This window comes from Sphingobium sp. TomMM35A (assembly GCF_054771735.1).
Map to the genome: position 1 here is coordinate 321765 of NZ_BSRC01000002.1, position 24352 is coordinate 346116.

The window sequence follows — 24352 nt, forward strand, 5'->3', positions numbered from 1 at the left end:
GACAGTGAAGCTGATCCGCCTTGCGCTGCCAGTCCTGGCGCTTGCTTGTTCGGCGGCCGGTGTCGCTGCGGGTGATTATCAACCGGGAGCGAAGGATGTCGCGCGGACAGCGCGCCCCTTTGCCGGGGTGGACAGCCTGCGCTTCGTCGTCATCGGCGATCGCACGGGACAGCACCGGCCCGGCATATTTGAGAAAGCGCTGGCGCAGGTGGATCGGCTTCACCCCGACTTCGTCATCAATATCGGCGACCTGATCGAGGGGAATACGGAAGACCGAGCACAGATCGAGGCGGAGTGGAAGGAGGTCAACGGTGCGATCGACCAGCTCCACACGCCCTTCTTCTATGTGCCGGGCAATCACGATCTGACCAACGACGTGCAGCGGCAGATCTGGCGCGCGAAGCTGGGCGCGGACTATTATCATTTCCGCTACAAGGGTGCGTTGTTCATCATCCTCAACACCGAGGACCCACCACAGCCCAAGATAGCGCGCAAGAAATTGCTGGATGCATATGGCGTTGAGGCGATGGGCAAAGTGATGGGCGCGTTGCAGGGCGACCCTGCACAGGCCGAGGCGCTGTTTGCCCGCGAGCCCAAGCTGGGCGAACTCGCCACCAAACTGCGCGCGTCCGAAAGTGTCGCGATCAGCACGGCGCAGATCGAGATGGTGCGCAAGGCGCTGGCGGACAACCCGCGCCCGAGTTGGACCTTCGTGTTGATGCACCGGCCCGCGTGGAAGGTCGCGTCGCCCGCCTTCGAGCGCATAGAGGCGATGCTGAAAGGCCGTCCCTATACCATGCTGGCGGGGCATTTTCACAAATATGCCTATGAGCGCCGGAAGGAGCAGGATTATATCCAGCTGGGCGTTACCGGCGGAATGCCCGGAGCCAAGGCGGACGATCCTGCGGCCCAGGATCATATCATGTGGGTGTCGCTGGCCGATGGCGCACCGCAGATCAGCAACATCCGCCTCGACGGCTTTTTCGACAAACAAGGCCCATCGCCCAAGTGAAGGAACGGTTTTCCATGTCGCTCAATCCTGCTCTCGCATCGCCGTCTTCGCCCGTCATCATAACCGGGGGCGCGTCCGGCATAGGCCTGGCGTCCGCCCATGCGCTAGCCGCCGTGGGACGCCCGGTCGCCCTATGGGACATCGATGGCAGCAAGGGCGCTGAAGCGGCCCGCGCCATCACGGCGGAGCATGGCACGGCGGCGACCAACATTGCCATCGACCTGCGCGACCTGGGCGGCATCGAAGCAGCGCTTGCGGCAACGCGCGAGGCGATCGGCGCGCCGGGCGGGCTGGTCCATGCCGCAGGCGTCGTGGATACGGCGTCGATCGACGGGCTGACGGCCGAAAGCTGGGACAGCGGGATCGCGATCCATCTCCGATCGCTTGCCTTCATCGTGCAGGCGATCCGGCAGGACCTCGCCGCGCAACCGGGTTCGGCCATCGTCGCGATCGCGTCGATCAATGCGACGCTCGGCAATGCGCTCAATCCGATCTACAGCGCCGCCAAGGGCGGGATATTGTCGCTGGTCCGGTCAATGGCCGACCGGCTGTCGACAGATGGCATCCGCATCAATTCGGTGTCGCCCGGCCAGATCCTGACACCCATGATGCGCCCGGCGGTCGAGGCCATGCCCGACGGCCATTTCGAAAAGCGCATCCTGCTTGGCCGCCTGGGCGAGCCGCAAGAGGTGGGACGGGTCGTGCGCTTCCTCCTGTCCGATGAGGCAAGCTATATCACCGCGTCTGAAATCGTCGTAGATGGCGGCAATATTTCTTCCCAGAGAGGGTGATCGCAGGATGACCGCTTTGCTGCTCGACCGCCGTGCCTTCGTCACTGCTGCTCTGGCCGTTTCTGTTGCCGGATTGGCGGGTTGCGCCACCCCTGCTTCCGAAGCGCGCAGCGGGCCGATACCGTTCCTGACCGCGACGGCGGCGAAGGTTGGGACGAGCGACGACTATCAGATCGCGTGGGAAGCAGCGGGGGTGGACCATGTCGTCATTTATGCGGGGTCAACGCCCTCACCCGTGCTGACAGGCAAGCCCGTGGCCCGTGGGCGCGGGAAGGACAGCATCACGGTCAGCATGCCAGCGGTGGGCGCGCGGCCTTATTTCACTTTGGTGCCAGACCGTGGCGCGCCGCTGGTCATCGCAGATCGGGCGCTGCATTTGCCGAGCATCGCCAATCTGCGGGACATTGGCGGCTATCGCACCACCGATGGGCGGTGGGTGAAGATGGGCCTGCTGTTTCGGTCGGACCAACTCGATCGGGTGAGCGATGCCGACCTCAAGGCCATGGAAGAGCTGAGGCTGCGGCTGGTCGCGGACCTGCGGACCCAGAGCGAGAGGACGAGGGAGCCCGACCGGCTGCCGCGCGGAAGCCAGCCCCTGATCCTGGATGTTGCAGGGGACAGCGAGGGATCGCTGGGCGGTGACATGCGCAAGGCGATGGCTGCGATCGCGGCGGGCAAGGGCGCGGAGCTGCTGACGGCGGCGAACCGCGATTTCGTGTCGCTGGGAAGCGCGCGGCGGGCCTATGCCGGCTTGCTGGATGAGCTGAACGGCGCGCCCATCCTCTATCACTGCACGGCGGGGAAGGACAGGACCGGCTGGGCAAGCGCGGTCATATTGACGCTGCTCGGCGTGCCGCGCGAAACGGTGATGGCGGATTATCTGGCGAGCAATGTCTATCTCCAGGCGAAGAATGAGCGGGCGAAGGAGATGCTGGCCAAGTCGAACAGCCCGATCGATCCTGCCCATCTGGACCCAGTCATGACTGTGCGGGCCAGCTATCTGGAGGCGGCATTCGATGAAGTGGCGAAGCGCTATGGCAGCTTTGACGCCTATGTTCGCGAGGGGTTGGGCTTGGGAGATGCGGAGATGGAAGCGCTGAAGTCGACCTATCTTCAGGGATAATCCAGGCAAAAAGACTTTATCTGCGTAATTCTTTGTGGCCGCATCGGCCTTGCTCGTCTACGAGTGATTCATAAGCGAATTTTCGAAAGAAGGACCGGGCTGGGGCACCCAGACTGCGGCCTCTATCCAGGAGAGAGCTATGGTCACATTATCACATCGCGGGATTTGCGTGAGCGACATCGAAACCTCTGCGCGCTTCTATCAGGATGCGCTTGGTTTCGAACCCTATCAGGACCATGGCGTCATCGAAGGCGCCGACATGGAAAAGACCATGCAACTGCCCGGCGTGCGGTTGCGGGCGGTGATGCTGAAGCGGGCCGATGGGCCGGTGATCGAACTGCTCCAGTTTCTGGCACCTGCGGCGACTGGCCCACGGGAAAAGCGATCGACGCTGCAATATGGGCTGGTGCACATTTCCTTTTACGTGGACGACATCGATGCCTGGGCCGCGCGGATCCGTGAGGCGGGGGGCAAGGTCTATGAAGAAACGCGCGCTTATTTCGCCGGGAACGACACGACGATGCTCTATTGCACCGACCCTGATGGGGTGCGTGTCGAGTTGATGAAAGCGCCGGGCGAGGCGGAACGCTTCTCGCACAGCGGCATCTGCGTGCAGGATATCGACGTTTCGCTCCGCTATTATGAGGCGCTGGGCTTCACGGCGGCGGAGAATTATGTTCTGGATCAGGGGCTTGATTGGCTGGGCGTGATCAACGAGGTGCCCGGCATCAAGCTGCGCGCGCAGATGGTCCGTGATGCAAAGGGGAACACGGTCGAGCTTTTGAAGGTGTTCGAACCGGACAGCTTCGGATCGCGCGAGCGCCAGCCGCTCAATCGCTTTGGCCTGACGCATCTGGCCTTCTGGGATGATGAGCCGGAAAAGACATCGGCAGCGCTCAGCGAGCGGGGCGGCTATTTCGTCGAAGAGGCGCATGTGAAGACGCCGCAGATCGAATTGCTGCACGGCGCTGATCCCGATGGGGTGCGGATCGAGCTGATGCGGCCGGTATCGGGCTGAATTAGAGGGTTTCCGGGAAGCTGGTGTGGATCAGGTGAACCAGCTGCAACTGCCGGTTTATCCCGAGCTTGGAGAAGATCGAGTGCAGATGCGCACGGACGGTATTTTCCGCCGTGCGCGGTCGTCGGGCGGCTTCCCAGAGGGACGCGCCGTTGGCAAGCGCTGCCGCGATCGCGCCTTCGGTGGGGGCGAGCGCGAACGGGCGGCATCGAGCAGGATCGTGCCGACTGCGAACTGCTCGACAGCCTCGATCATCACGGCCCGTTCCGACCTTGATTGTTCAAGCCGCTGATAGAGTTCCGGCGCCCGGACCATGCCTTCGCTCGCGCATTGATCCGCGATTAGTCCATATGGGGGAGGCGGCATCGTCCCCATCCTGCTTGGCTATCCGCCTGATACGACGGAGAACATGATGGCAGAGCTGCCCGGCATCGCGAGTGACATGGCCCCGCAGGAGAGCAAAGGGCCGCCTGCCGACCATATAAGGTCCGTTTTCGCAGCTTATGCGGAACGGCAAAGCGCGGGCGATGTCGAGGGCATCCTTGCGCTGTTCGCGGAGGAGGCGGTGGTGCGCGATCCGGCCAATGCGCCTTCCCATCACGGCAAGGCTGCATTGCGGTCCTTCTTCGAGGCCGGCTTTGCCGCATCGGGCGGCGCGAATGACATGAAGCTGGAAGGCGCCGTGCGCATCGCCGGCAATCAGGCAGCGGCGGCCTTCATCGTCCGGACCCTTCGCAGCCGCCCTGTGTACCGTGTCGAAACGCTCGACGTCATGACTTTTGACGACGCGGGACTGATAGCGGAAATGGTCGCCTATTGGGGGCCGGACAACTTCACGCGCGAAGATTGAAGCAACACATCATCCCGCCTTTTGTGACGGGGTGATATGTTAGTCATGAACTTATCGCCTGAGGTCGCTCAGCTTCACGACCTTTGCCGTTGGCAAGGGATGATCAGTCGCCCCCGCCCAGCGAAGCAGTGCCGTTCCTTCCTCATGACCGGCAGTGTCGAGCCAGTTGCCAAAGCCCGGGTCCTGAGCGGCGACGACCATGATGAGGCGTCCGTCCGGCTCCAGACGCGCGCTGCTCTGGTTCACGGTGACTTTGAGGAAACGATAGTCGAGCGATTCCATCCACCAATTGTCGATCTGGAAGTTCCAATAATAGCAGTCCGGCGGGGTGACTTCGATCACCCAGGCTTCATCGGGTGCGAGTTTCCAATAGGCATGAGCATAAAAGATATCCTTGGCCCCGCCGCCCTTCTGGAACATTGACTGGTCGATGTCGGGAAACTGGTTAGGCGTTTCGCGGAACAGCTTCGACCAGTCGATGAAGGTGCTGACGATGCCACGAATGAAGGCCGTCGTTTCCTTCAGCCCCGCGCCCAGTGCAGCAGCGTCGAGCGGCGTGGGCGTCGCGGGGCCATCGATGCGTTCGATCCTGAACTCGCCGGGCTTCTCGCTGGACCGATCGAGATAGCTTTGCCGGACGATGATCATGCTCGCATCAGGCTCCAGCCGCAGCCAGTTCTTCGGCTGGGGCGTCGTGCTGGCGATGATGTCGGCGGCGCCATTCTCGTCCCATATAATCTCGCTGTCGACGAGCGCGCCCGTCGCCTTGTTCGTGCCATCCTCATGATAGCGGAAGGCGTTGGCGACGATCGAAAGGTAAGCCATCGTGCCGCGCTTCACCGTCAGACGATAATCGAACCGGCCGTCGATCCGGGCATTCCAATAGACATTGTCGGGATTGTCGGCGCCGATTTTTCCGGTCGGATGGCTGAGCTGGTAGAAGAAGGGAAAGCTGGTATCGCGCGCCTCCACATGCTGCTCCAGCCCAAGGCGCAGGAGGCGCGTCAGGTAGCGGTAGCCCTCCGCCCGGTCGAGCGGCGAGGCGGGATTGTCGGGATCGAGGACAAGGTCCCCCAGGTCCGCCAGTTCGTTGCAAAAGGCGCGCCAGGCCTGACCGTTTGTCACCGGATCGTCGCTCATCATGTCTCTCCTTTTTATGGCGACGATTCTAGCAGCCGCCTTGGCGCTACCGCTTCCCAGATGGGAGGTTGGCCAAGAGTTTCTGCTGCATCTGGTCAATTTGTAGGTGTCCCGGATGCTCGCCGTGACCGCACTCTCTCCCGCGCAAAACAGAAGGAGAGCCAGGATGAATGTAGCCGACATGCCCGTGGCATCTTTAAGCACAGTCAGAGCACAAGCCGCGAGGTTGGCTGTTCTCCTTGGGAAGTGAAGGCGGCGCTGCGCTATTCTGACAGCGGCCGTGCGCCATTCGCGCGGGTCGGCTGGATGATGCCGAAGTCGCGCCCGTGACGGGACAGGTCGCCGATCAGGTCATTGCCCATGGTCCGTTCGACAATGCGCCACCGCCCGTCGATCTTTTCCAGCCGGTCGAGATAGTCGCCGCCGATGACCGGCTGAAGCGGGCCGCCATCCGCCTGTTGGAAGACCATGACGTAGGAACTGACTTTCGCCCTCCCCTCGCCTTCGGGCACGATCATCACATTGGCCAGCATGTGGCGCGTGCGCGGCGATCCGTCGGCATAGGTCAGCACCCAGTCGCGAAATGACTTTGCGACCGCGGCGGCATCGCGGTCCGCCATGATCGCGCCACCACTGCGCACCACGGCATCGCCCAGCAATTCACCCACCGCATCGAAATCACCGGCATCGAGCGCAAAGGGATAGCTGAACAGCACATTCTGAATGGCGAAATAATCGTCGGCGGTCATCGTCTCTCCTTACCGGCCCTTGAGAAGGCCCATACCCCCACTTATGCGGGTGGCGAGCGGCATTATTCCCTGCCAGCTTCGTGGCGACCACCCACAAATGGACTAAGCCCGACATGATGAGTGCGCGAACGCCCTGAACGCATCAAGCGCATGTCGACGCGCATCCATCCGGCGCACGAGACGCTCCAATGGCCGAACATGTAAGGGCAAGAATAGGCTGTTCATGTAAGAGAAAGGTTGGCAAGAACAGGCAAGGCGCACGTGGCGCTATTTCTGGCGCCACGCGGCATATCTTGTGAAGTAATGGAGGGGGTTCTGACAGCTGAATACGCCATCACGCGATCGGCGGTCGGACGAAAAGCTGCAATGAAGCAGGCCCGACTGTCCGGATCTTAAAAGGAGTAGCGTGATGACTGTCTTTTCAAAGGGATATAATTGTCTCTTAATGCTGACCCTGCTTGGCGGGGTGTCTTCGGCCAGCTTGGCGCAGACGCAGGAGCAGACCCAGGAACAGCCTGCGGCGGATGTCTCGGCGACCGCCTATGTTCCTTCGGCCGAGACCGTCAAGGGCCCCGAGGTCAAGGGAATCATCTCCGCGCGCAGCGGTGACCGGATGCAGGTGACGGCGGAAGACGGCACCAAGTCGGTGATCACCATCAACGACGCGACGAAGATCAGCGCCGTCAAGGGCTTCCTGGGCCTTGGCCGCGCGCGGCTAGCGTCGACCTCGCTGCTGAACGGCGTGCCGGTGACCGTCCAGACGCTTCAGTCGGGCGATGGCCTGGTGGCGAGCGCGATCAAGCTTCAGAACAAGGATCTGAAGACCGCGTCGATGATCTACAACGGCACGGACCAGCGCTTCGCCGAGCAGACCGCAGCCACCGATGCGCTGCGCGGACGCATGAGCGAGATCGACCAGTATAATGTCAAAGCCACGACCAACGTGAATTTCGACACTGGCAAGGCCGTGCTGTCGCCGCAGGCCAAGAATGACCTGTGCGCAGCGGCGAGCACCGCCGAGGGCATGAACAACGCCCTGCTGCTGGTCGTGGGCTACACCGATTCCGTGGGTGACGAGGAATATAACCAGGAGCTTAGCGAGAAGCGCGCTGGCCGGGTCGTCAACTATCTGCAGCAGGCCTGCAAGTGGAAGCCCTACCGCATGCTGACGCCGACCGGCATGTCCGAAGCCGATCCGGTCGCGAGCAACGATACGCCTGAAGGCAAGGCCCAGAACCGCCGCGTCGCGGTGAACATTCTGGTCAGCAAGGGTCTGGACGGCCTATAAGATGTGCGGGGTGGGCTGCGGCCCACCCCCTCATCACTGGACGCTGCTGGCCGCTTGAGCCACCGGAGCCGCGTCCGTCTGCCAACCGCCGCCGAGCGCCCGGAACAGGTCGATCTGGCTGGCGGCGACCTGCGCATCGGCATTGGCAAGGTCAGCCTCCGCGCCCGCCAACGTCCGCTCCGCATCGAGGACGGTGAGCGAGTCCGCCCGCCCTTCGCGAAGCTGCGCCCGGCTGATCCGCGCCGCGACGCGCGCCTGCTCTACGGCAGATTGCAGCGCCTGCCGCTGTTCCAGCCTGTGCGCATAGGCAGACAGCGCCGTTTCCGTCTCCTGAAGCGCCTTCAGCACCGCCCCGTCGAATGTCGCGAGCGCCGATCGGGTGGACGCTTCCGCCTGCGCCACGCGCGCGCGCCCTCCTTCCATATTGGGGAAGGCCCAGCTGAGCAGTGGCCCGGCAAGCCAGCGCAGCGGTCCCGCCCCGAACATGTCGCTTATCGTGTTGCTCGTCGATCCGATCGATCCGCCCAAGGTGATGCGCGGATACAGATCAGCCGTTGCCACGCCGATCCGGGCGGTCTCAGCCGCAAGTCTGCGCTCCGCCTCCCGCACGTCCGGCCGCCGGGCAAGTAGCGCGCGGCCATCCCCGACCGGAATGGGGCGATCCAGTCTGAGGGTGACCGCGCGCTGGCCGACCTCGGGGGGGAGGTCAGCCGGCGCTCTTCCGGTGAGGAGGGCCAACCGGAACAGCGCTGCGTCGCGCTGGGCGCGAAGGGGTGGAATGGTCGCCTGCTGCTGGCTCCGCAGCGCAGTCACGCGCGCGACGTCGAGGCGGCTGGTGCGCCCGGCGGCGAAGCGCTTGGCGCTGAGATCGACGGTGCGATCGAGCAGGTCCAGCGTGCGCTCTGCCACCGCGATCCGCTCGGCCGCCGACGATGCGTCGGCATAGGCCCTGACCGTCTCGGCAACCACGGTGACGCGCACGGCATCGGCGGCGGCGACAGCGGCACCCACATCGGCGCGTGACGCTTCGAGCGCGCGGCGAACGCGGCCGAACAGATCGACCTCATAATTGACGTTCAGGCCCGCATCGATGCGCCAGTCTTCCGCTGGCAAGCCGGGCGCCCGCTGGAGCGCGGAGGTGCGGCCATAGGTAGGCTGTGCCGAAACGGTGGTCTGGGGCAGCAATTGCGTGCGGCTTTCCCGCAGCGACGCCTGCGCTCGTTCCAGATTGGCGATCGCTACCCGCAGGTCGGTATTGGCGGCCAGGGCGTTGCCGACGAGGCCGTCAAGCACCGGGTCCTGATACAGGCGCCACCAGCCGTCCTGCGGCGCATCAGGCGTGGTGATCGCGGGGCGTGCGGCGACGAACTGGCCCTGCGCGCTGGCCCCCGGCTGCGGACGGACATAGTCTGGCCCCGCAGCACAGGCGGCGAGCGTCAGGGAGGCTGCGCCGATCAGCAGATATCGTGTCGTCATCATTTTTCTCATTCCGCTGGGCCCAGCACGGGCACCGCATGACGTGGCCCCTTCCGCTCCCGCCAACGCTGCATCCGTTCCGACAGCGCGCGGGTGACCACGTAGAAGGCTGGTGTGAAGACAAGGCCGAAGAAGGTGACGCCGAGCATGCCGGAGAAGACCGCCGTTCCCAGCGCCTGCCGCAACTCCGCACCGGGACCGCTTGCGATGACGAGCGGCACAACGCCAAGGATGAAGGCGAAGCTGGTCATCAGGATCGGTCGCAGCCGGTTTTGCGCCGCGCGAACCACGGCGTCGATCGGACCCATGCCTTCTTCTTCCGCCTGCTTGGCGAACTCGACGATCAGGATCGCATTTTTGGCGGCGAGGCCGATCAACACGACAAGCCCGATCTGCGTCAGGATATTATTGTCCATGCCGCGCAGATTGACCCCGATCATGGCAGCGAGCAGCGTCATCGGCACGATCAGGATGATCGCCAGCGGCAGCATCAGGCTTTCAAACTGCGCCGCCAGCACCAGGAAGACGAAGAGCGTTGCCGCGGCGAACACCAGTATCGCCGCATTGCCCGCCACCTTCTGAAGATAGGCGACCTCCGTCCATTCGGTGGTGACCCCGGTCGGAAGCTTGGCCGCCAGACGCTCCATCGCCGCCATCGCCTGACCCGAGGAATGGCCGGGCGCGACATCGCCCTCCACATCGATCGCGGGATAGAGATTGTAGCGAACGGCGCGATAGGGGCCCGTCTTGTCATGCAGGGTGGCGACGGCGCCCACCGGCACCATCTCGCCCGAGGCCGAGCGCGTCTTCAGCTGCGCGACGTCGCCCGCATCATCCCGGAACGGCAGGTCGGCCTGCGCGATCACGCGATAGGTGCGGCCGAGCAGGTTGAAGTCGTTCACATAAGCCGAGCCCAGATAGACCTGCATCGCTTCGAACACGCGGGCAGGCGACACGCCGATCATGTCCGCCTTGGCACGATCGACATCGGCAAAGATGCGGGGAGCCGACGCCTCGAACTTCGTATGCACGAAGAAGAGGTTGGGATCCTTGTTCGCTTCGGCGAGCAACCCGCCGATGATCTTGTTCAGTTCCGCATAGCCGCGCCCGGAACGGTCCTGGATCATCATCTTGAAGCCGCCGCCGGTGCTGATGCCGCGGATCAGCGGCGGCGGGATGACGAATACCCGGCCTTCATTGACTTGCGCCGCGATCTTGCGCGCCTCGGCCATGATGGACTGTTCTGTCCAGCCATGCTTGCCGCGCTCTTCAAAGCTGTCGAAGACGAGGAAGGCCGCTGCGGCGTTGGGGGCGACGGTTCCGCTCGGCGCATGATAGCCGGTCAGCATGACGGTTCCCTTGACGCCGGGGATCTTGCCCATCTTGGCCGCTGTTTCGCGCAGCACCTTGTCGGTCTGGGCGAGCGACGTGCCGGACGGCGTGAACACCGCCGTGATGGCATAGCCCTGGTCCTGCGCGGGCACGAACCCTGCCTTGGTGGACATGAAAACCAGCGCCGTCAGGCCGACCAGCCCGACATAGATGAGCAGCACCAGCTTCAACCGCCCCAGCATCGCGCGGGTGACGGTGGCATACCAGTGGCTGAGCCGATCAAAGGCGGCGTTGAACCGCTTGCCCCCGCGATAGGCCATGCGCTTCCACCGGCCTTCGGGCTCATCCTCCGCCTTCGGACGGAGCAGCAAGGCGGCGAGCGCGGGCGACAAGGTCAGCGACAGGATGAGCGAGATGATCGTCGCCGCCGAGATGGTGACGGCGAACTGGCGGTAGAATTCACCCGTCAGGCCAGTCAGGAACATCGTCGGGATGAACACCGCGCACAGCACCAGCACGATGGCGACCAGCGCGGTCGACACTTCGTCCATCGATCGATGCGACGCCTCGCGCGGGGTCATGCCATGTTCCAGATTGCGCTCGACATTTTCGACCACGACGATGGCGTCATCGACGACGATGCCGATGGCGAGCACCAGCCCGAACAGCGACAGGTTGTTGAGCGAATAGCCAAGTCCCGCCAACACCGCGAAGGTGCCGACCAGCGACACGGGGATGGCAAGGACGGGAATGATCGCAGCGCGCCAGCTTTGCAGGAAGACGAGGATGACGATGACGACCAGCACCACCGCCTCCAGCAGCGTGTGCTGGACCGCGCTCACCGATTCCCGGATGAAGTCGGTGGGATTGTAGATGACGCGATATTCCATGCCCGCCGGGAATTTGGCGGACATCGTCTTCAGCTCGGCAAGCACGGCGTCCGCGGATGCCAGGGCATTGCTGCCCGGACGCTGGAAGATGCCGATGCCGACCGAAGGCTGGCCGGATAAATAGGTGTTGATGCCGTAATCCTCCGCGCCAAGCTCCACTCGGGCAACGTCGGACAGACGGGTCAGGCGGCCATCGCCATCGCTCTTGATGACGATGTTGGCGAACTGATCGGGCGCGGTGAAGCGGCCCTGCGTTTCCAGGTTCACCTCATAGGCGGGCGCGCTGCTTTCCGGCGGTTTGCCGATGGCGCCGGCGGCGACCTGCACATTCTGGGACCGAAGCGCCTCGACAATCTCGCCCGCCGTCATGTTGCGCGCGGCCGCCCGGCCGGGATCGATCCACACGCGCATCGCATAGTCGCGCGCGCCGAAGATGCGAACCTCACCCACGCCGTCGATGCGCGCGAGCCGGTCCTTCATCTGGGTCAGCGCATAGTTGGAAAGGTAAGCGCGATCGAGCGTGTTGCCGGGCGAAATCAAGTTCGCGACCAGCAGAAAGTCGGGTGTGGTCTTGCGCGTCACCACGCCCTGCCGCCGCACATCTTCGGGCAGCCGGGGTTCGGCGAGCGCTACCCGGTTCTGCACCAGCACCTGCGCTTCATCCAGGTCGGTGCCCTGCTTGAAGGTGACCGTGATGGTCAGCCGTCCGTCGCCGGTCGATTGGCTCGACATGTAGAGCATGTCGTCGACGCCATTGATTTCCTGCTCCAGCGGCGCGGCCACGGTGTCGGCGATCGTTTCCGACGATGCGCCGGGATAGTTGGCGCTGACCGTGACCGTGGGGGGCACGACGTCGGGATATTGCGCGACGGGCAAGCCGAAATAGGCAAGCGCGCCGACGATGGTGATGATCACTGCGATGACGCCGGCGAAGATCGGCCGTTTGATGAAGACGTGGCTGAGACGCATGATCTCTTCCCTTATTCCCTTTCCCAGGCAGGGGCCGCCGTGGCGCCGTCCGGCGCTGCGGCTCCCATGCCGGCCCTATGGTCAGTCGGCCAGCGTGGCCTGCGACGCGACCGGCGCGGAAACCGGTTCGCTGGTCGATGACGGTGCTGCTTCGATACGCCCCGCGACGGGTTTGACCTTCGCGCCGGGCTGGATGAACTGGCTGCCCTGAATGACTACCTGATCGGATGGCGACAGGCCCGACCGGATGACCCGCAGGCCATTGGCGAGCGCGCCGATCTGGACCGGCTTGGCCGTGGTGCTGCCATCCTTGTTGACGACATAGACCAGCTTGCGCGCCTGATCGGTCATGACGGCCCCATCCGGGACCAGCAACGCGCGATGCGGCGCGCCAGAGCCCAGGCGCATATTGCCGAACATGCCGGGCACCAGGAAGGATTCAGGATTGGAAACGACCGCCCTGCCCCGGATGGTGCCCGACCCGCGATCGATCGCATTGTCGGTGAAGTCGACCCTGCCCTTCCACTTGTAGCCGGTTTCGTCCTGGAGCCGGATCTCCACCTGCTGGCTCGCATCCGCCTGGCGGCGATGCTTCAGGTAGAGTGCTTCGGAACCGTTGAAGGAGAAGTAGATCGGATCGAGCGCGTTGATCGTCGTCAGCACCGTTGCGCCAGCGGCCGTGTCACCCGCCACCAGATTGCCGACATCCACCTGCCGGTCGGAAATCCGCCCGGTGATCGGCGCGCGAATATAGGCGAATTCCACGTTGAGGCGGCGCGCCCGTACGCCTGCCTGGGCGGCGGCAAGCTGCGCCTGCGCCGATCGAACCCGGGCGCGGAGGGAATCGACTTCCTCCGCGCTGACGGCCTCGTCAGCGATCAGCCGCGTGGCACGGCCAAGCTCAGCCCGCGCGAGACCCAATGCGGTCGATGCACTGGCGACCTGTGCCTGCGATTCCTGCAACGCGGCTGTGAAGGGTCGCGGGTCAATGGTGAAGAGCAGTTGCCCCTTCTTCACCACATCGCCATCGCGGAAGTGGATGCCGACAAGCTGGCCTGACACGCGGGGCCGGACCTCCACTGCCTTGCTTGCCTCGAACCGGCCGACATAATCGTCCCAATCGACGACCATCCGGGACAGAGGCGTGGCCACGGTCACCACGGCCGGAGGCGGCGCGGCGGGTGCGGGCGTGCCGTTCCACCAGCTCATGCCCGCCCATATGGCGAGCACCCCTGCCGCCGGAAGCAGAAGGTAGGCAGGCTTCCAACGCCGTCCTTCAGGCGCATCCTGTTGGATTTCCGAGTCGGCTTTGACTTTGGAAAGATACATCGTCTGCCCCACACTTATCTTACGGTTATGTTACTGACCGGTACGTCTCTTGCGCGGTACGTACCGATCTGTTACATGGCCGTCAAGCGAGAGGATGCGGAATTTTTGTTTATGGGCCTGACATTTGGTTCCGATTGCGGCTGCGCGGAAGGAACGCCAAGGAAAACAGCAGCTTCGAAGATATTCGAGACCGCCAAGGACCTCTTCTACAGGCGCGGAATCAGGGCCGTGGGGGTGGATGAGATCGTCTGCGAGGCAGGCGTCACCAAACCCAGCCTGTACCGCGCATACCGGTCAAAGGACGAACTTGTCGCCGCCTGCCTGCGGGAAGATGTGGAGGCGGGCCGGGCGAGTATTTACGCGGCGCTGGACGCGGCCGGTCCGGACCCGCGCGATCGGTTGGACGCCGTTATCCGGCACAAGGCGGAAAAGATGCGCCGGGCCGATTTTCGCGGCTGCCTGATCAGCAATGTTGCGGTCGAACTGCCCGAGCCCGGTCATCCGGGCCGCCTGATCGTGGAAAGCTGTAAATCCGATTTCCGTGCGCTGTTTTGCGATCTCAGCCGGGATCTGGGCGTGGCCGAGCCGGAAAAGCTGGCTGACGGGCTGATCCTGGTCATCGAGGGCGCGATGGCGACCCATCATGTTTTCGGCAGCCAGGGTCCGGCACAGGCGCTGGAAGACACCTGCGCGGCCCTGATCGATTCCCATTTGGAACATGCGCGGGCCAAGGCCTGAAGGCCTCATCACACGCCATCAGGCTGCATTGAGGCGGGATCGATTTCCTACCCACAAGGTTGAGCCTGCAAACCGCTTGGGAGACGCGCATGAACTCGATCGCCGCTGGCCAACCGCATGTCTATCGCGACGGCGATGTCGAATTGATCGGCGAAATCTACCGCCCTTCGGGTCAGCCTAATGGCAGGGCGATGCTGGTCGTCCATGAAGCAGACGGGATCGGCGGCAATGTCCGGCGTCATTGCGCCCTGCTGGCGCAGGACGGCTATTTCGTGCTGGCGGCGGACATGCATGGCGGCGGCCATGTATTGCAAGGCGAGGCGATGTTCGCGGCTCTTCAGCGGTTCAAGGACGATCCTCCGCTGCTGCGGCAACGAGTGCGGGCGGGATTTGACGAACTGCTGGCGATCTCCGGCGTGGATGCGGCGCGGTGCGCGGCGATCGGCTTCTGCTTTGGCGGATTCACCGTGCTGGAACTGGCGCGGTCGGGTGCGCCGGTCGCCGCTGTCGGCAGCTTCCACGGCCTCTTGACGACGAACGCACCGGCACGCCCTGATCAGAAGATGGCGCGGATAGCTGTATTCACCGGTGATCGTGACCCGCTCGTGCCGCCGGAAGATGTGGCCGCTTTCGAGGAAGAGATGCGGCATGCGGAGGCGGACTGGCAGCTGACGAACTACGGCCCAGCCTTCCACAGCTTCACCAATGAAGATGTCGGTTCGCTCGGCGACCCCCGCATGCGCTATGATCGCGCCGCGCATATCCTGTCATGGAAGGCGCTGAAGGACTTTCTGGGCGTCAGTCTCGCGCCTTCCTTGCCGGGATGAACGGCCCAAATCCTGGCGGTTATTGGTAGCCGCCTTCGTCCTTGCGCTTTTGAGCGGCATTCTCCTGCGCTTGCATCTGCTTGTCCTTGCCCTTCGAAGCGGACTGCGATCCGCGCGCGTTGTTGCCGCCGCCGCGTCCCGTGCCCGTGCTTCCGCTGGCGCCATCGCCGCCCTTCTTCGTGATCGCCCCCGGATTACCGCCTGCACCTTTTTGAGCCATGAGAACCTCCTTGCCAGCGCGCATGATGCGCCAGGTCTACAAGCGACTCCTTTCATGGGGGCCGGGTTCCGCCGATCGAAACAGCCGCCATCTCAGGTTAGGAAATGGCATCGCCTAAGAGGGCATGCATCCTCCTTTACGGCAACCGAACAGTTGAGTACCACTCCTCCACAAGAGGCATGAGCATCGAGAGGAAGAGACGCTCCTCCGCTGCATCAATGCCCGGCAGGAGAGACGTGGCCAGTGGCGCGAAAGCATTTTGACATCATCATCGTCGGCGCCGGGTCCGCCGGTTGCGTTTTGGCCAATCGCCTGACGGATGGCACGGGATTGCACGTGCTGCTGCTGGAGGCTGGCCCTGCCGATCGCAGCCCCCTGATCCATATGCCCGGCTTCTTCACCGCCATGTACCGGCCCGGCAAGTTCGCCTGGGTCTATCCCACCGCCCCGCAGGTCCATGTCGATGGCCGGATCATGCGCGATGTGCGCGGCAAGGTGCTGGGCGGGTCAAGCTCCACCAACGGCATGCTTTACTGCCGTGGCGCGGCGCAGGACTATGATGGTTGGGCCGCGATGGGGAATGATGGCTGGAGCTACCGGGAGGTGCTGCCCTACTTCAAGCGCGCGGAAGATCATGCATGCGGTGGGGACGCCTATCATGGCACGGGAGGACCACTGCATGTGCAGCGGTCGCCGGTGAACAACCCGCTGGCAAAGGCCTTCATCCAGGCGGGGGTACAGGCAGGCTATTCCTATAATGAGGACATAAACGGAGCGCGCAGGGAAGGCTTCGGGCCTGCCGAGTCCACGATCTGGCGGGGGCGGCGCTGGAGCACGGCGTCAGCCTATCTCCGTCCTGCCCGCCATCGGCCGAACCTGACGGTGATGACGGGTGCGCACGTCACCCGCATCATATTGGAGAAGCAAAGGGCCACCGGCATCGAACTGCGGCAAGGCAGGAACCGGCATCGCTTCTCCGCAGGCGAAGTGATCCTGTCCGCCGGGGCGTTCCAGTCTCCACATCTGCTTCTGCTTTCCGGCATCGGCGATGGCGACCAACTGACCTCCCACGGCATTGCCGCTCATGCGGACCTGAAGGGCGTGGGCCGCAATCTGCACGATCATGCCAGCATCACCGCCCACGCGACCTGCACTGCGCCCTTGTCCCAGGCCAAGCTGCTGAACCCGCTCTATGCCGGAAAAGAGTTGATGCGCGGGGTCTTTGGCCGAAGTGGCTTCATGGCGGAATGTTCGATCGAGGCGGTGGGCATGATCCGATCGCTGCCGGAACAGGCGGTGCCGGACATCAAATATCAGTTCGTCCCCATCAGGCTCGATCATTTGACGGGCGATCCTTTGCCCGAACATGGCATGGTCAACCGGATGGAGCTTACCGTGCCGGAAAGCCGGGGCGAGTTGCGCCTCGCCTCCGCAGATCCGTCGGCCTTGCCGATCCTCGACGCCAACTATCTGGGGGAAGAAGCGGACCGGAAGCGTTTGCGAGCGGCCTTGCGTACGGCGATCGAGATTTACCGCAAGCCAGCCTTCCAGGAATTTGGCGTGAAGGCAGACATTCCCGTTCGCGACTTGGACGATGATACGGCACTCGACGCCTATATTCGCGCGACCCTGACCAACGATCATCATGCTGCCGGGACGTGCAAGATGGGCAGCGGGGATGACGCAGTGGTGGACGCCAGCCTGCGGGTGCATGGGATCGAGCAACTACGCGTCGTCGACGCTTCCATCATGCCGCAGGTGGTTTCCGGCAACACCAATGCGCCGACGATCATGATTGCCGAGAAGGCTTCCGACATGATCCTCGGGAGAGCCCCTTTGCCCGCCGCTCCAGTCTAGCTGGCAGGATCGATAACCATTGGGTTATGTCCCATGGGGCACATAGTCGAAGCCCACGACATGCGCATCTCGCCTCAGCGCGCTGGTCAGGAGCTCCATCCTCTCCTCATTATCACCCGCGACCGTCGTGCTGAATTCCAGATAATCATCCTTAAGCTGCTGCCGTATCGAACTGGGATGCAGATAAGCGTCCAGGAGAAGAGAGCGGAACGCCGTCTGCGAAACCGGCGAACCACGATCATAGCGCACCTTGACGAGGGCATGGCGCCGTTGCGGCAGGAAGCGGTCGGATATGGTCACCGCCGTGAGGACGAGCAAAGTCGCCACCGTTCCCGCGATGGCGAGGCTGTAAAAGCCGACACCGAACAGCACGCCCAGCGAGGATGTGGACCATAGCGATGCGGCGGTGGTGAGGCCCCGGACGTTGAACCCTTCGCGAAATATCACGCCGCCACACAGAAAGCCGATACCGGTCAGCACGCCATGCGCCATGCGCACGGGATCGATCCGGATGATATCGTCCGGCGTGTCGCTGAGCCACCGAACCTGGTGCACGGCCGCCAGCATCAGCAGCGCGCAGGACAGGCTGACCAGAATATGCGTGCGAAACCCGGCGGGGCTGGCGCGATATTCCCGCTCGGCACCAACGATACCACCGGCGACGATTGCGCCAAGGATTGGCAGAGCAAGGTCGAGGTCAAACAGGTTCATTTTATGCGTTCAGGACAAGGCAGAGACCGAAACAGCGGCTCCGTACAGGCTGCCGCTGCAGGGCCGTTATTTATCGGTCTTCGCCTCCAGATCACGCGCCATCTTCAAATGGCCTTCGACAACCGGCGCGATCTCGCCCGCTACCGCCTTCAACGCAGCATGCGTGCCGCCGGATGCGTAGGATCGCATCAGCGCCAGCGCATCCTCATGCGCATCCACCTGCCCATCGACATATTCCTCATCAAAGGCCGCACCCTTCTTTTGCCGCAGCTCGTCCAGCTCTTCCTTCTGATCCGCCGTAAGCGTCGGGTCGGGCGCCACAGCCGGGCGGGACTTGCCAGCAGCCGCCTTGATCTTCGCGGTAGAGTCCGAATGCGCCTTGATCATCTGCTGTGCGAACGCCTTCACCTCGGGCGACGCGGCATTGGTCGCAGCCAGTTTCGCAGCGGCGATTTCGAACGCATCGCTCTTGGCGGCAAGGTTCACGAATTCCTGCGCGTTCGGTGCCGGTTTCAAGGAGTTAAGCGCATTGTCCGCCACATTTTCGATGCGGTCGCCCGCGCGCTCTGCTGTATTCGAAGCGGAGTCCAATGCGTCGGCGGTGCGTTGTTCACTCGCCTGATTACAGGCCGCGAGCGTGAGCCCGGCGCCGACGATCATCAATGTGATGCGCATTTTTTCATCTCCCTGTATTTCAAGACCGCAAACGCGCCTTTGATGAAGCCGTTCCTTGGTCTTGCTGGCCCGGCGTTCAGTCAGACCACACAAGCCCGGTCGGCACGGGAGTGTCAGGCGATAATCTGCTGCCGGTATTTGTTGGGGCTGGTCCCCGCCTCACGCCTGAACGCGGCGGAAAAGGCGCTTGCGTTGGCAAAGCCCAGACGGTGAGCAATCCCCTTCAGCGGCAGCGTCCTGTCGGCGAGCATCGCCTTTGCGCGTTCCAGCCGAATGCCTTCGACATAGGTGCTGACGGACGTGCCCATCGTTGCCCTGAACAGGCGCCGCAGATGGGACGCGCTGATGCCGCATTCCTCGGCCAGCCGACACACGGTCAGTGGACGGCCCTCAACGGTTTCCACAAGATCGCGGATGCGGCGCAGTTGCCATGCGGCAAGCTTGCCCTTCCCGCCTCCGCCTGCATCGGGGCTCGCGCTGTCGAGTTGCCGCGCCAGTTCCACCAGGATCAGCCGGCACAGCGAGTCCACCTTCACGGCATGGGAAAAGCCCGGCGCGCGAAGCTCATCCGCCAGCAACCTCAAAGCCTGTTGAGACACATCGCCATTCTCGCACGCCATCAACTGCTCAGTGCAATGATGTGGATCGACGCCGGTCGTCTCGTAAATATAGTCATTTTCAAAGTCGCAGAAGATCGCAGGCTTCAGCGGACCTGACTCCTCGACTTCGGCGACCCAGTCGATTTCGGCGGGGACGAACGTCGCCTGCTTCATTTCATGATAATCGCGCTGGTTGGCGTAGCGGAAACGCCCGCGTGGCCGGTGGATGCTGGACGTCCAAAGCCCTACCTGATGAGTTGCTACGCGTCCCGCCAAATGGTGCGGCAGATGCCCGCCATGAGGAAGGTTGAGCCGGACGAGCACACCCGGAAGGCGCGACGTCGCAAGCCGTTCCTCCGTCCAGCTGACATATTCGTGCACTGCCGCGCTCTCCATCCGCCGCGCCTTATGCGGGCTGAGTCTTTCCCCTCTCTTATTGGAAAGACGCGGCGGCGGCGACAAGATTGATCAGCCGCCGCCGGGCAGGTCATTTGGGCAAGGCGTAGGCGACCAGTGAATCCCCAAGCTTTGTGCCAAGGAATTTGTGCCCGCCCGCAGCGATCACCACATATTGGCGGCCATCCTTTTTCAGGCGGTAGGTCATGGGCGTAGCCTGTCCCCCGGCAGGCAGCCGAACGCGCCAGACGACCTTGCCGGAGGCGATGTCATAGGCCCGCAGATAATTGTCCGTAGTCGCGCCAAGGAAGACCAGCCCCGAAGCCGTGGCGATACTGCCGCCAAGGTTCGGCACGCCAAGCTTCAACCATATGGGCGGCGGCGCCTGGTCGCGCGTGGTGCCGAGCGGTACATTCCACAGCGTCTTGCCTGCTTTCAAATCGATCGCGGTCAAGCGGCCCCAGGGCGGCCGGTTGCACGGCGCACCGAATGGCGAGAGCATCGGCTTCATCTGCAGACCATAGGGCGCGCCTTTGGTGGGCAGGATGGCCTCGCCCGCGGCGGTGCGGGACGCGACCTCTGCCTGCGGGATCAGCTTCATGATCGCGCCCACCTGCGTCGTGTTGGCGATCAGGATGCCGCGTTGCGGATCGATCGTCACCCCGCCCCAGTTGGAAGCGCCCTCGAAGCTTGGCCACTGCAGCCACCCTTTTGTCGAGGGAGGGGTGAAGACGCCCTTATAGTTCACCGATCGGAACAGTTCCCGGCACTTATATTTGTCATAGGGGGTGAAGCCCCACATATCCTCTTCGCGCAAATCCGGGTCACGAATGATGAACGCGGGATTGGCGGGGAATGGCTGGGTGGGCGACAGCTTTTCGCCCGGCACCTTGCCCTCTTGCGGGACGGGCCGTTCGACGACGGGGAAGATCGGCTTGCCGGTGCGCCGATCGAGAATGAAGATATGCCCGACCTTCGTGGTCTGCGCGAGCGCGGGGATGGACCCGTTCGCCGTAGGCAAGTCGAACAGCACCGGCTGCGCAGGAAGATCATAGTCCCACACATCGTTATGGACCGTCTGGAACCGCCATTTGACTTCGCCGGTCGTTCCGTCAAGCGCCACGACCGAACTTGCATAATAGTCCAGGCCACGCCGGTTGGCGGCATAATGGTCGGGCGGTGCGTTGCCCATCGGCACATAGACGAGGTTCAGCTTCGGATCGACCGCCATCGGCGCCCAGCTATTGGGCGTGCGCCGGACGAATTGCTCACCCTCGGGCGCATCCTTGGCATCGCTCATCCCCGGCGGCAGGCCGTTCCACGACCATAAGGGCTTGCCGGAATGGATATCGAACGCACGGATTGCACCCGCGGGCATGTCGACCCGCATATTGTCGGTAAGCCTGCCATTCACGACAATGGCATTGCCGATGACGACGGGCGGCGAAGAGATGGACAGGTCGCCCCGCTCCATCTTGCCAAGGCCAGGTTTCAGATCGACCACGGCGTTGCGGCCGAAGGAGCGGCACTCGCGGCCCGTGGCGGAATCGAGCGCCACCAGCCGCCCGTCCAGCGTCCCGGCGAAGATCCGCCCCGCGCATTCCGCACCGGCTGGCACGCTTTCGTCACGGGCATAGGTGACGCCACGGCAGTTCAGCAGATAGGTGCTGAAATTGTCCGAGCTTGGCTGCTTGGCCCAGATTTCCTTGCCCGTCTCCGGGTCCACCGCAGCGATGCGGCCGTTACCCGAGCAGAGATACAGCCGGTTTTCCGCGATGATCGGCGTCGCCTGGAATGTCGGGGAAAGCGGCTCAGGGGCCGTCACCATCCCGATATGATAGGTCCATGCAGGCTTCAGCGCCCAGACATTTTCAGGCGTGATCTGGGTCAGCGGCGAATAGCGCGTCCCGCCCGCATCCCCGCCATAATAGCTCCAGCCCGCCGTTGGTCCGCTATAGTCGATCGCGGGAGTCGGCCGGAACAGGTTCTCACTATAGGCCCAATATGCGCCGCCCAGGACGGCAATGGCGCCAGCACCGATCAGGACAGCGCGGCGCCAGCCACGGCGGCCCTTCTTCCCCCGCGTCCCATTGCCGCCGCCCGCCGCCGCAGGCTCCACATCCTGAAAGGAAAGGCGTGTATCAGTCCGGTTCATATGGCCTCGATCATCGACATTTCCGGACCGCAGCGCACATTCCCCCGCTGGTTCCGCATGAATATGGGCCGGGCATTCACCCGGCTATTGCGTCCACCGCCTCCGCCGCGCCGCGCATCGCCCCTTCGATATAACCAACCCCCTTGGCATCGCCGACGACGTGAACGGCAAAGCCCTGTTCCTGCAATTGGTTGGCGAGCGTCAGGTCCCCCGTTGCGCCCTTCGCGACAATCACATGATCGGCAGCGGCCGACTGCTCCACCCCATCCTTGTCCATGAAGCGGACGGCATCCCGCTCGATCCGGATTGCGCTCGATCCGGGATGGAGATCAACGCCATGCTCCTTCAGTTCCGCGAGCAACCGCATCCGGCGGACGATCGTCAGACCGGCGCCAAGGCGCGGGGCATCATCGACCACGACCACCTCGCGGCCACGTTCATTCAGGAACTCTGCCAGTTCAAGGCCGACCAGTTCTCCACCGATAATGACTATCCGCTTGCCCAGCGGCATCCATTGGTGCGTCGCCTTGCGCACGAAATCGAGGTTGGCGGTTATGCCCGTCATGGAGCCGAGCTTCGTCGCGGCCCGCGTCAGCAGCCCGGTCTTGCGCTTGAGTTCGTCGGAACTTTGGCCAAGCACCATTCGGCGCATGTCATCGCCCGAGAACACATGGGGCATATCATTGCCCGGTATGTCCGGCATCCCGCGCACCGCGCCCGTCGCGACCACGACCGCGTCAGGCTGAAGCGTACGCAGAAGCTCTGGCGTCGCGGGGGTGCGCAGCCGCACATCGACCTGTGAAGACGCGATCTGCCGTTGCAGCCAGTCAAGCAACCGCTCATTGGCCGGATAGGCGAGCGCCGCGAAGCGCAGCGTGCCGCCCAGATATTCACCCTGTTCAAGCAGGATGACCTGATGCCCCAGGCCATCCAGCCTGCGCGCGGCTTCCATGCCGCCCGGCCCGCCGCCAATGACCACTATCCGCTTGGGCGCCGACGATGGCGCGTCCGAACGCAGATATTCAAATCCCGTTTCCGGATTGACCGCGCAGCGCAGCGGATCGCAGACATAGATGGCGCTGATGCAGGTATAGCAATAGATGCAGGGCAAGACATCTGCCGCCCGGCCTTCCGTCAGCTTGCGCGGCAGGTGCGGATCAGCCAGCAACTTGCGGCCCATTGAAACAAAGTCGATCTGCCGGTTGGCAATCGCCTTGTCGCCGACATCAGGCTCGATCCGGCCGGATGCGATGACGGGAATGGAGACCGCAGCCTTGATCTGCGCCGCATAGGGAAGGTTCACGGCGGGTTCGTGGGGCGTGTGCGATCCCGAGTGCAGCTTTCCCTGCGCCGTGTCGTGATAGGCCGTCACCGTGATCGCGTCGGCGCCTGCGGCTTCCGCCATGCGGGCGACCTGCGCGGCGTCTTCGATCGTCAGGCCGCCCTTTTTCCCGACTTCGCGAGAGTCCAGCTTGCACCAGACGGGGAAGTCAGAACCTACAGCCTGCCGAACGGCCTGGATGACCTCGACCAGGATGCGGACGCGGTTCTCCAGCGGCCCGCCATAGGCATCCGTCCGCCGGTTCGATTTCGGCGAGATAAAGGACGACAGAAGATATCCATGCCCACCATGAATTTCCACGCCATCGAACCCGGCGCGCTTCGCCCGGTCTGCGGCGGCGGCGAACTGGCCGATGACCGTCCGGATGTCTTCAAGCGTCATTTCCTTGAAGCTGACAGCCTGGATCTTGCTGAACGGCGCGACGGCGAGTTCTTCGAGCAGGAACGCCTCTGTAAAGTCGCCTTCGGGTGCTTCGGGCAGCGACGGGCACCAGACCGGTCGGCCGCCCAGCATATCCTCCATCGCGACCAGGCCGCCATGATGGATTTGCGGCGCGATCTTCGCGCCATGCTTGTGGACCGCTTCCACGAGCGCCGTCAGGCCCGGCAGGAAGCGATCGTCGGAAATCGCGATCTGGTTGACCTGATTGCCTCCGACCGGCCACGCCACACCGGCAACGCCCGTTATGATGAGCCCGACGCCGCCCTTCGCCTGCTCCTCATGATAGCGGATGATCCGCTCGCCGCAGTGGCCATCGGCTTCGGCAAGGCTCGCCCCCATGGCCGTTACGGCAATGCGGTTGCGCAATTCCATGCCGCCGATCCGGCCGGGGGAAAGAAGATGTTGCAAAGAGTTGGAGGCCATT

The 24352-nt window shown here is 63.5% G+C and carries 21 protein-coding genes; 9 read left to right on the forward strand and 12 right to left on the reverse strand.

Annotation, left to right across the window (positions count from 1 at the left end; genetic code table 11):
* Positions 1-4 precede the first annotated feature (4 nt).
* The 4 genes from ACYU8T_RS14570 (at position 5) to ACYU8T_RS14585 (ending at position 3944) form a co-directional block, all read left to right on the forward strand.
* Positions 5-1012, forward strand: a complete 1008-nt coding sequence (locus ACYU8T_RS14570) for a metallophosphoesterase family protein (protein WP_461160035.1) — start codon at positions 5-7, stop codon at positions 1010-1012.
* A 14-nt stretch (positions 1013-1026) separates the two neighbouring features.
* Positions 1027-1803: an SDR family NAD(P)-dependent oxidoreductase gene (locus tag ACYU8T_RS14575; protein WP_461160036.1), complete on the forward strand. Its 777-nt coding sequence runs from the start codon at positions 1027-1029 to the stop codon at positions 1801-1803.
* 7 nt (positions 1804-1810) lie between these two features.
* On the forward strand, positions 1811-2926 hold the full coding sequence (locus tag ACYU8T_RS14580) for a tyrosine-protein phosphatase (protein ID WP_461160037.1): 1116 nt from the start codon (positions 1811-1813) through the stop codon (positions 2924-2926).
* Between the two features lie 139 nt (positions 2927-3065).
* Positions 3066-3944 carry a VOC family protein gene (locus tag ACYU8T_RS14585; RefSeq protein WP_461160038.1) on the forward strand — a complete coding sequence of 293 codons (879 nt, stop codon included), beginning with the start codon at positions 3066-3068 and terminating at the stop codon, positions 3942-3944.
* A 1-nt stretch (position 3945) separates the two neighbouring features.
* On the opposite strand, the gene ACYU8T_RS14590 is transcribed toward ACYU8T_RS14585, so the two are convergent.
* A complete protein-coding gene (locus tag ACYU8T_RS14590; RefSeq protein ID WP_461160396.1) occupies positions 3946-4221 on the reverse strand; it encodes a LuxR C-terminal-related transcriptional regulator in 276 nt (91 codons plus the stop codon).
* 135 nt (positions 4222-4356) lie between these two features.
* Here ACYU8T_RS14590 and ACYU8T_RS14595 point away from each other — a divergent pair, with 135 nt between their 5' ends.
* Entirely contained in the window at positions 4357-4794 is a 438-nt protein-coding gene (locus ACYU8T_RS14595; RefSeq protein WP_461160039.1) for a nuclear transport factor 2 family protein, read from the forward strand.
* A 51-nt stretch (positions 4795-4845) separates the two neighbouring features.
* On the opposite strand, the gene ACYU8T_RS14600 is transcribed toward ACYU8T_RS14595, so the two are convergent.
* Both ACYU8T_RS14600 and ACYU8T_RS14605 read right to left on the reverse strand, forming a co-directional pair.
* Positions 4846-5934, reverse strand: a complete 1089-nt coding sequence (locus ACYU8T_RS14600; protein ID WP_461160040.1) for a hypothetical protein — start codon at positions 5932-5934, stop codon at positions 4846-4848.
* 263 nt (positions 5935-6197) lie between these two features.
* Positions 6198-6683, reverse strand: a complete 486-nt coding sequence (locus ACYU8T_RS14605; protein WP_461160041.1) for a nuclear transport factor 2 family protein — start codon at positions 6681-6683, stop codon at positions 6198-6200.
* A 409-nt stretch (positions 6684-7092) separates the two neighbouring features.
* Here ACYU8T_RS14605 and ACYU8T_RS14610 point away from each other — a divergent pair, with 409 nt between their 5' ends.
* On the forward strand, positions 7093-7971 hold the full coding sequence (locus tag ACYU8T_RS14610; protein ID WP_461160042.1) for an OmpA family protein: 879 nt from the start codon (positions 7093-7095) through the stop codon (positions 7969-7971).
* A gap of 33 nt (positions 7972-8004) precedes the next feature.
* Here the strand turns inward: ACYU8T_RS14610 and ACYU8T_RS14615 are convergent, their stop codons facing one another.
* From ACYU8T_RS14615 to ACYU8T_RS14625, 3 genes are all read right to left on the reverse strand, one after another.
* Entirely contained in the window at positions 8005-9450 is a 1446-nt protein-coding gene (locus ACYU8T_RS14615) for an efflux transporter outer membrane subunit (protein ID WP_461160043.1), read from the reverse strand.
* 5 nt (positions 9451-9455) lie between these two features.
* Positions 9456-12638: an efflux RND transporter permease subunit gene (locus ACYU8T_RS14620; protein ID WP_461160044.1), complete on the reverse strand. Its 3183-nt coding sequence runs from the start codon at positions 12636-12638 to the stop codon at positions 9456-9458.
* Positions 12639-12719: 81 nt separating this feature from the next.
* Positions 12720-13967 carry an efflux RND transporter periplasmic adaptor subunit gene (locus ACYU8T_RS14625; RefSeq protein ID WP_097093605.1) on the reverse strand — a complete coding sequence of 416 codons (1248 nt, stop codon included), beginning with the start codon at positions 13965-13967 and terminating at the stop codon, positions 12720-12722.
* A 111-nt stretch (positions 13968-14078) separates the two neighbouring features.
* Here ACYU8T_RS14625 and ACYU8T_RS14630 point away from each other — a divergent pair, with 111 nt between their 5' ends.
* Together ACYU8T_RS14630 and ACYU8T_RS14635 are read left to right on the forward strand one after the other, a co-directional pair.
* Positions 14079-14705, forward strand: coding sequence for a TetR/AcrR family transcriptional regulator (locus tag ACYU8T_RS14630; RefSeq protein ID WP_461160045.1), 627 nt, complete (start codon positions 14079-14081; stop codon positions 14703-14705).
* An 89-nt stretch (positions 14706-14794) separates the two neighbouring features.
* Complete coding sequence (locus tag ACYU8T_RS14635) at positions 14795-15532, forward strand: dienelactone hydrolase family protein (RefSeq protein ID WP_461160046.1); 738 nt, start codon at positions 14795-14797, stop codon at positions 15530-15532.
* Between the two features lie 19 nt (positions 15533-15551).
* On the opposite strand, the gene ACYU8T_RS14640 is transcribed toward ACYU8T_RS14635, so the two are convergent.
* A complete protein-coding gene (locus tag ACYU8T_RS14640) occupies positions 15552-15752 on the reverse strand; it encodes a hypothetical protein (RefSeq protein WP_141397896.1) in 201 nt (66 codons plus the stop codon).
* A gap of 243 nt (positions 15753-15995) precedes the next feature.
* On the opposite strand from ACYU8T_RS14640, the gene ACYU8T_RS14645 reads away from it, so the two are divergent.
* Complete coding sequence (locus ACYU8T_RS14645; protein WP_461160047.1) at positions 15996-17609, forward strand: GMC family oxidoreductase; 1614 nt, start codon at positions 15996-15998, stop codon at positions 17607-17609.
* 24 nt (positions 17610-17633) lie between these two features.
* Here ACYU8T_RS14645 and ACYU8T_RS14650 read toward each other — a convergent pair whose 3' ends face one another.
* The 5 genes from ACYU8T_RS14650 to ACYU8T_RS14670 form a co-directional block, all read right to left on the reverse strand.
* Entirely contained in the window at positions 17634-18320 is a 687-nt protein-coding gene (locus ACYU8T_RS14650) for an MgtC/SapB family protein (protein WP_461160048.1), read from the reverse strand.
* Between the two features lie 66 nt (positions 18321-18386).
* Positions 18387-18995 carry a DUF4142 domain-containing protein gene (locus tag ACYU8T_RS14655; protein WP_461160049.1) on the reverse strand — a complete coding sequence of 203 codons (609 nt, stop codon included), beginning with the start codon at positions 18993-18995 and terminating at the stop codon, positions 18387-18389.
* Positions 18996-19108: 113 nt separating this feature from the next.
* On the reverse strand, positions 19109-19990 hold the full coding sequence (locus tag ACYU8T_RS14660; RefSeq protein WP_461160050.1) for an AraC family transcriptional regulator: 882 nt from the start codon (positions 19988-19990) through the stop codon (positions 19109-19111).
* Between the two features lie 91 nt (positions 19991-20081).
* Positions 20082-22145, reverse strand: coding sequence for a pyrroloquinoline quinone-dependent dehydrogenase (locus tag ACYU8T_RS14665; protein ID WP_461160051.1), 2064 nt, complete (start codon positions 22143-22145; stop codon positions 20082-20084).
* A gap of 76 nt (positions 22146-22221) precedes the next feature.
* A complete protein-coding gene (locus ACYU8T_RS14670) occupies positions 22222-24351 on the reverse strand; it encodes an oxidoreductase (RefSeq protein WP_461160052.1) in 2130 nt (709 codons plus the stop codon).
* Position 24352 lies beyond the last annotated feature (1 nt).

What these genes read in the sequence shown, in the direction of transcription:
- ACYU8T_RS14575 (WP_461160036.1), top strand. Translation starts at nt 1,027, where the DNA reads ATGTCGCTCAATCCTGCTCTCGCATCGCCGTCTTCGCCCGTCATCATA.
- ACYU8T_RS14580 (WP_461160037.1), top strand. Translation starts at nt 1,811, where the DNA reads ATGACCGCTTTGCTGCTCGACCGCCGTGCCTTCGTCACTGCTGCTCTG.
- ACYU8T_RS14585 (WP_461160038.1), top strand. Translation starts at nt 3,066, where the DNA reads ATGGTCACATTATCACATCGCGGGATTTGCGTGAGCGACATCGAAACC.
- ACYU8T_RS14595 (WP_461160039.1), top strand. Translation starts at nt 4,357, where the DNA reads ATGGCAGAGCTGCCCGGCATCGCGAGTGACATGGCCCCGCAGGAGAGC.
- ACYU8T_RS14600 (WP_461160040.1), bottom strand. Translation starts at nt 5,934, where the DNA reads ATGAGCGACGATCCGGTGACAAACGGTCAGGCCTGGCGCGCCTTTTGC.
- ACYU8T_RS14605 (WP_461160041.1), bottom strand. Translation starts at nt 6,683, where the DNA reads ATGACCGCCGACGATTATTTCGCCATTCAGAATGTGCTGTTCAGCTAT.
- ACYU8T_RS14610 (WP_461160042.1), top strand. Translation starts at nt 7,093, where the DNA reads ATGACTGTCTTTTCAAAGGGATATAATTGTCTCTTAATGCTGACCCTG.
- ACYU8T_RS14615 (WP_461160043.1), bottom strand. Translation starts at nt 9,450, where the DNA reads ATGATGACGACACGATATCTGCTGATCGGCGCAGCCTCCCTGACGCTC.
- ACYU8T_RS14620 (WP_461160044.1), bottom strand. Translation starts at nt 12,638, where the DNA reads ATGCGTCTCAGCCACGTCTTCATCAAACGGCCGATCTTCGCCGGCGTC.
- ACYU8T_RS14625 (WP_097093605.1), bottom strand. Translation starts at nt 13,967, where the DNA reads ATGTATCTTTCCAAAGTCAAAGCCGACTCGGAAATCCAACAGGATGCG.
- ACYU8T_RS14630 (WP_461160045.1), top strand. Translation starts at nt 14,079, where the DNA reads ATGGGCCTGACATTTGGTTCCGATTGCGGCTGCGCGGAAGGAACGCCA.
- ACYU8T_RS14635 (WP_461160046.1), top strand. Translation starts at nt 14,795, where the DNA reads ATGAACTCGATCGCCGCTGGCCAACCGCATGTCTATCGCGACGGCGAT.
- ACYU8T_RS14640 (WP_141397896.1), bottom strand. Translation starts at nt 15,752, where the DNA reads ATGGCTCAAAAAGGTGCAGGCGGTAATCCGGGGGCGATCACGAAGAAG.
- ACYU8T_RS14650 (WP_461160048.1), bottom strand. Translation starts at nt 18,320, where the DNA reads ATGAACCTGTTTGACCTCGACCTTGCTCTGCCAATCCTTGGCGCAATC.
- ACYU8T_RS14655 (WP_461160049.1), bottom strand. Translation starts at nt 18,995, where the DNA reads ATGCGCATCACATTGATGATCGTCGGCGCCGGGCTCACGCTCGCGGCC.
- ACYU8T_RS14660 (WP_461160050.1), bottom strand. Translation starts at nt 19,990, where the DNA reads ATGGAGAGCGCGGCAGTGCACGAATATGTCAGCTGGACGGAGGAACGG.
- ACYU8T_RS14665 (WP_461160051.1), bottom strand. Translation starts at nt 22,145, where the DNA reads ATGAACCGGACTGATACACGCCTTTCCTTTCAGGATGTGGAGCCTGCG.
- ACYU8T_RS14670 (WP_461160052.1), bottom strand. Translation starts at nt 24,351, where the DNA reads ATGGCCTCCAACTCTTTGCAACATCTTCTTTCCCCCGGCCGGATCGGC.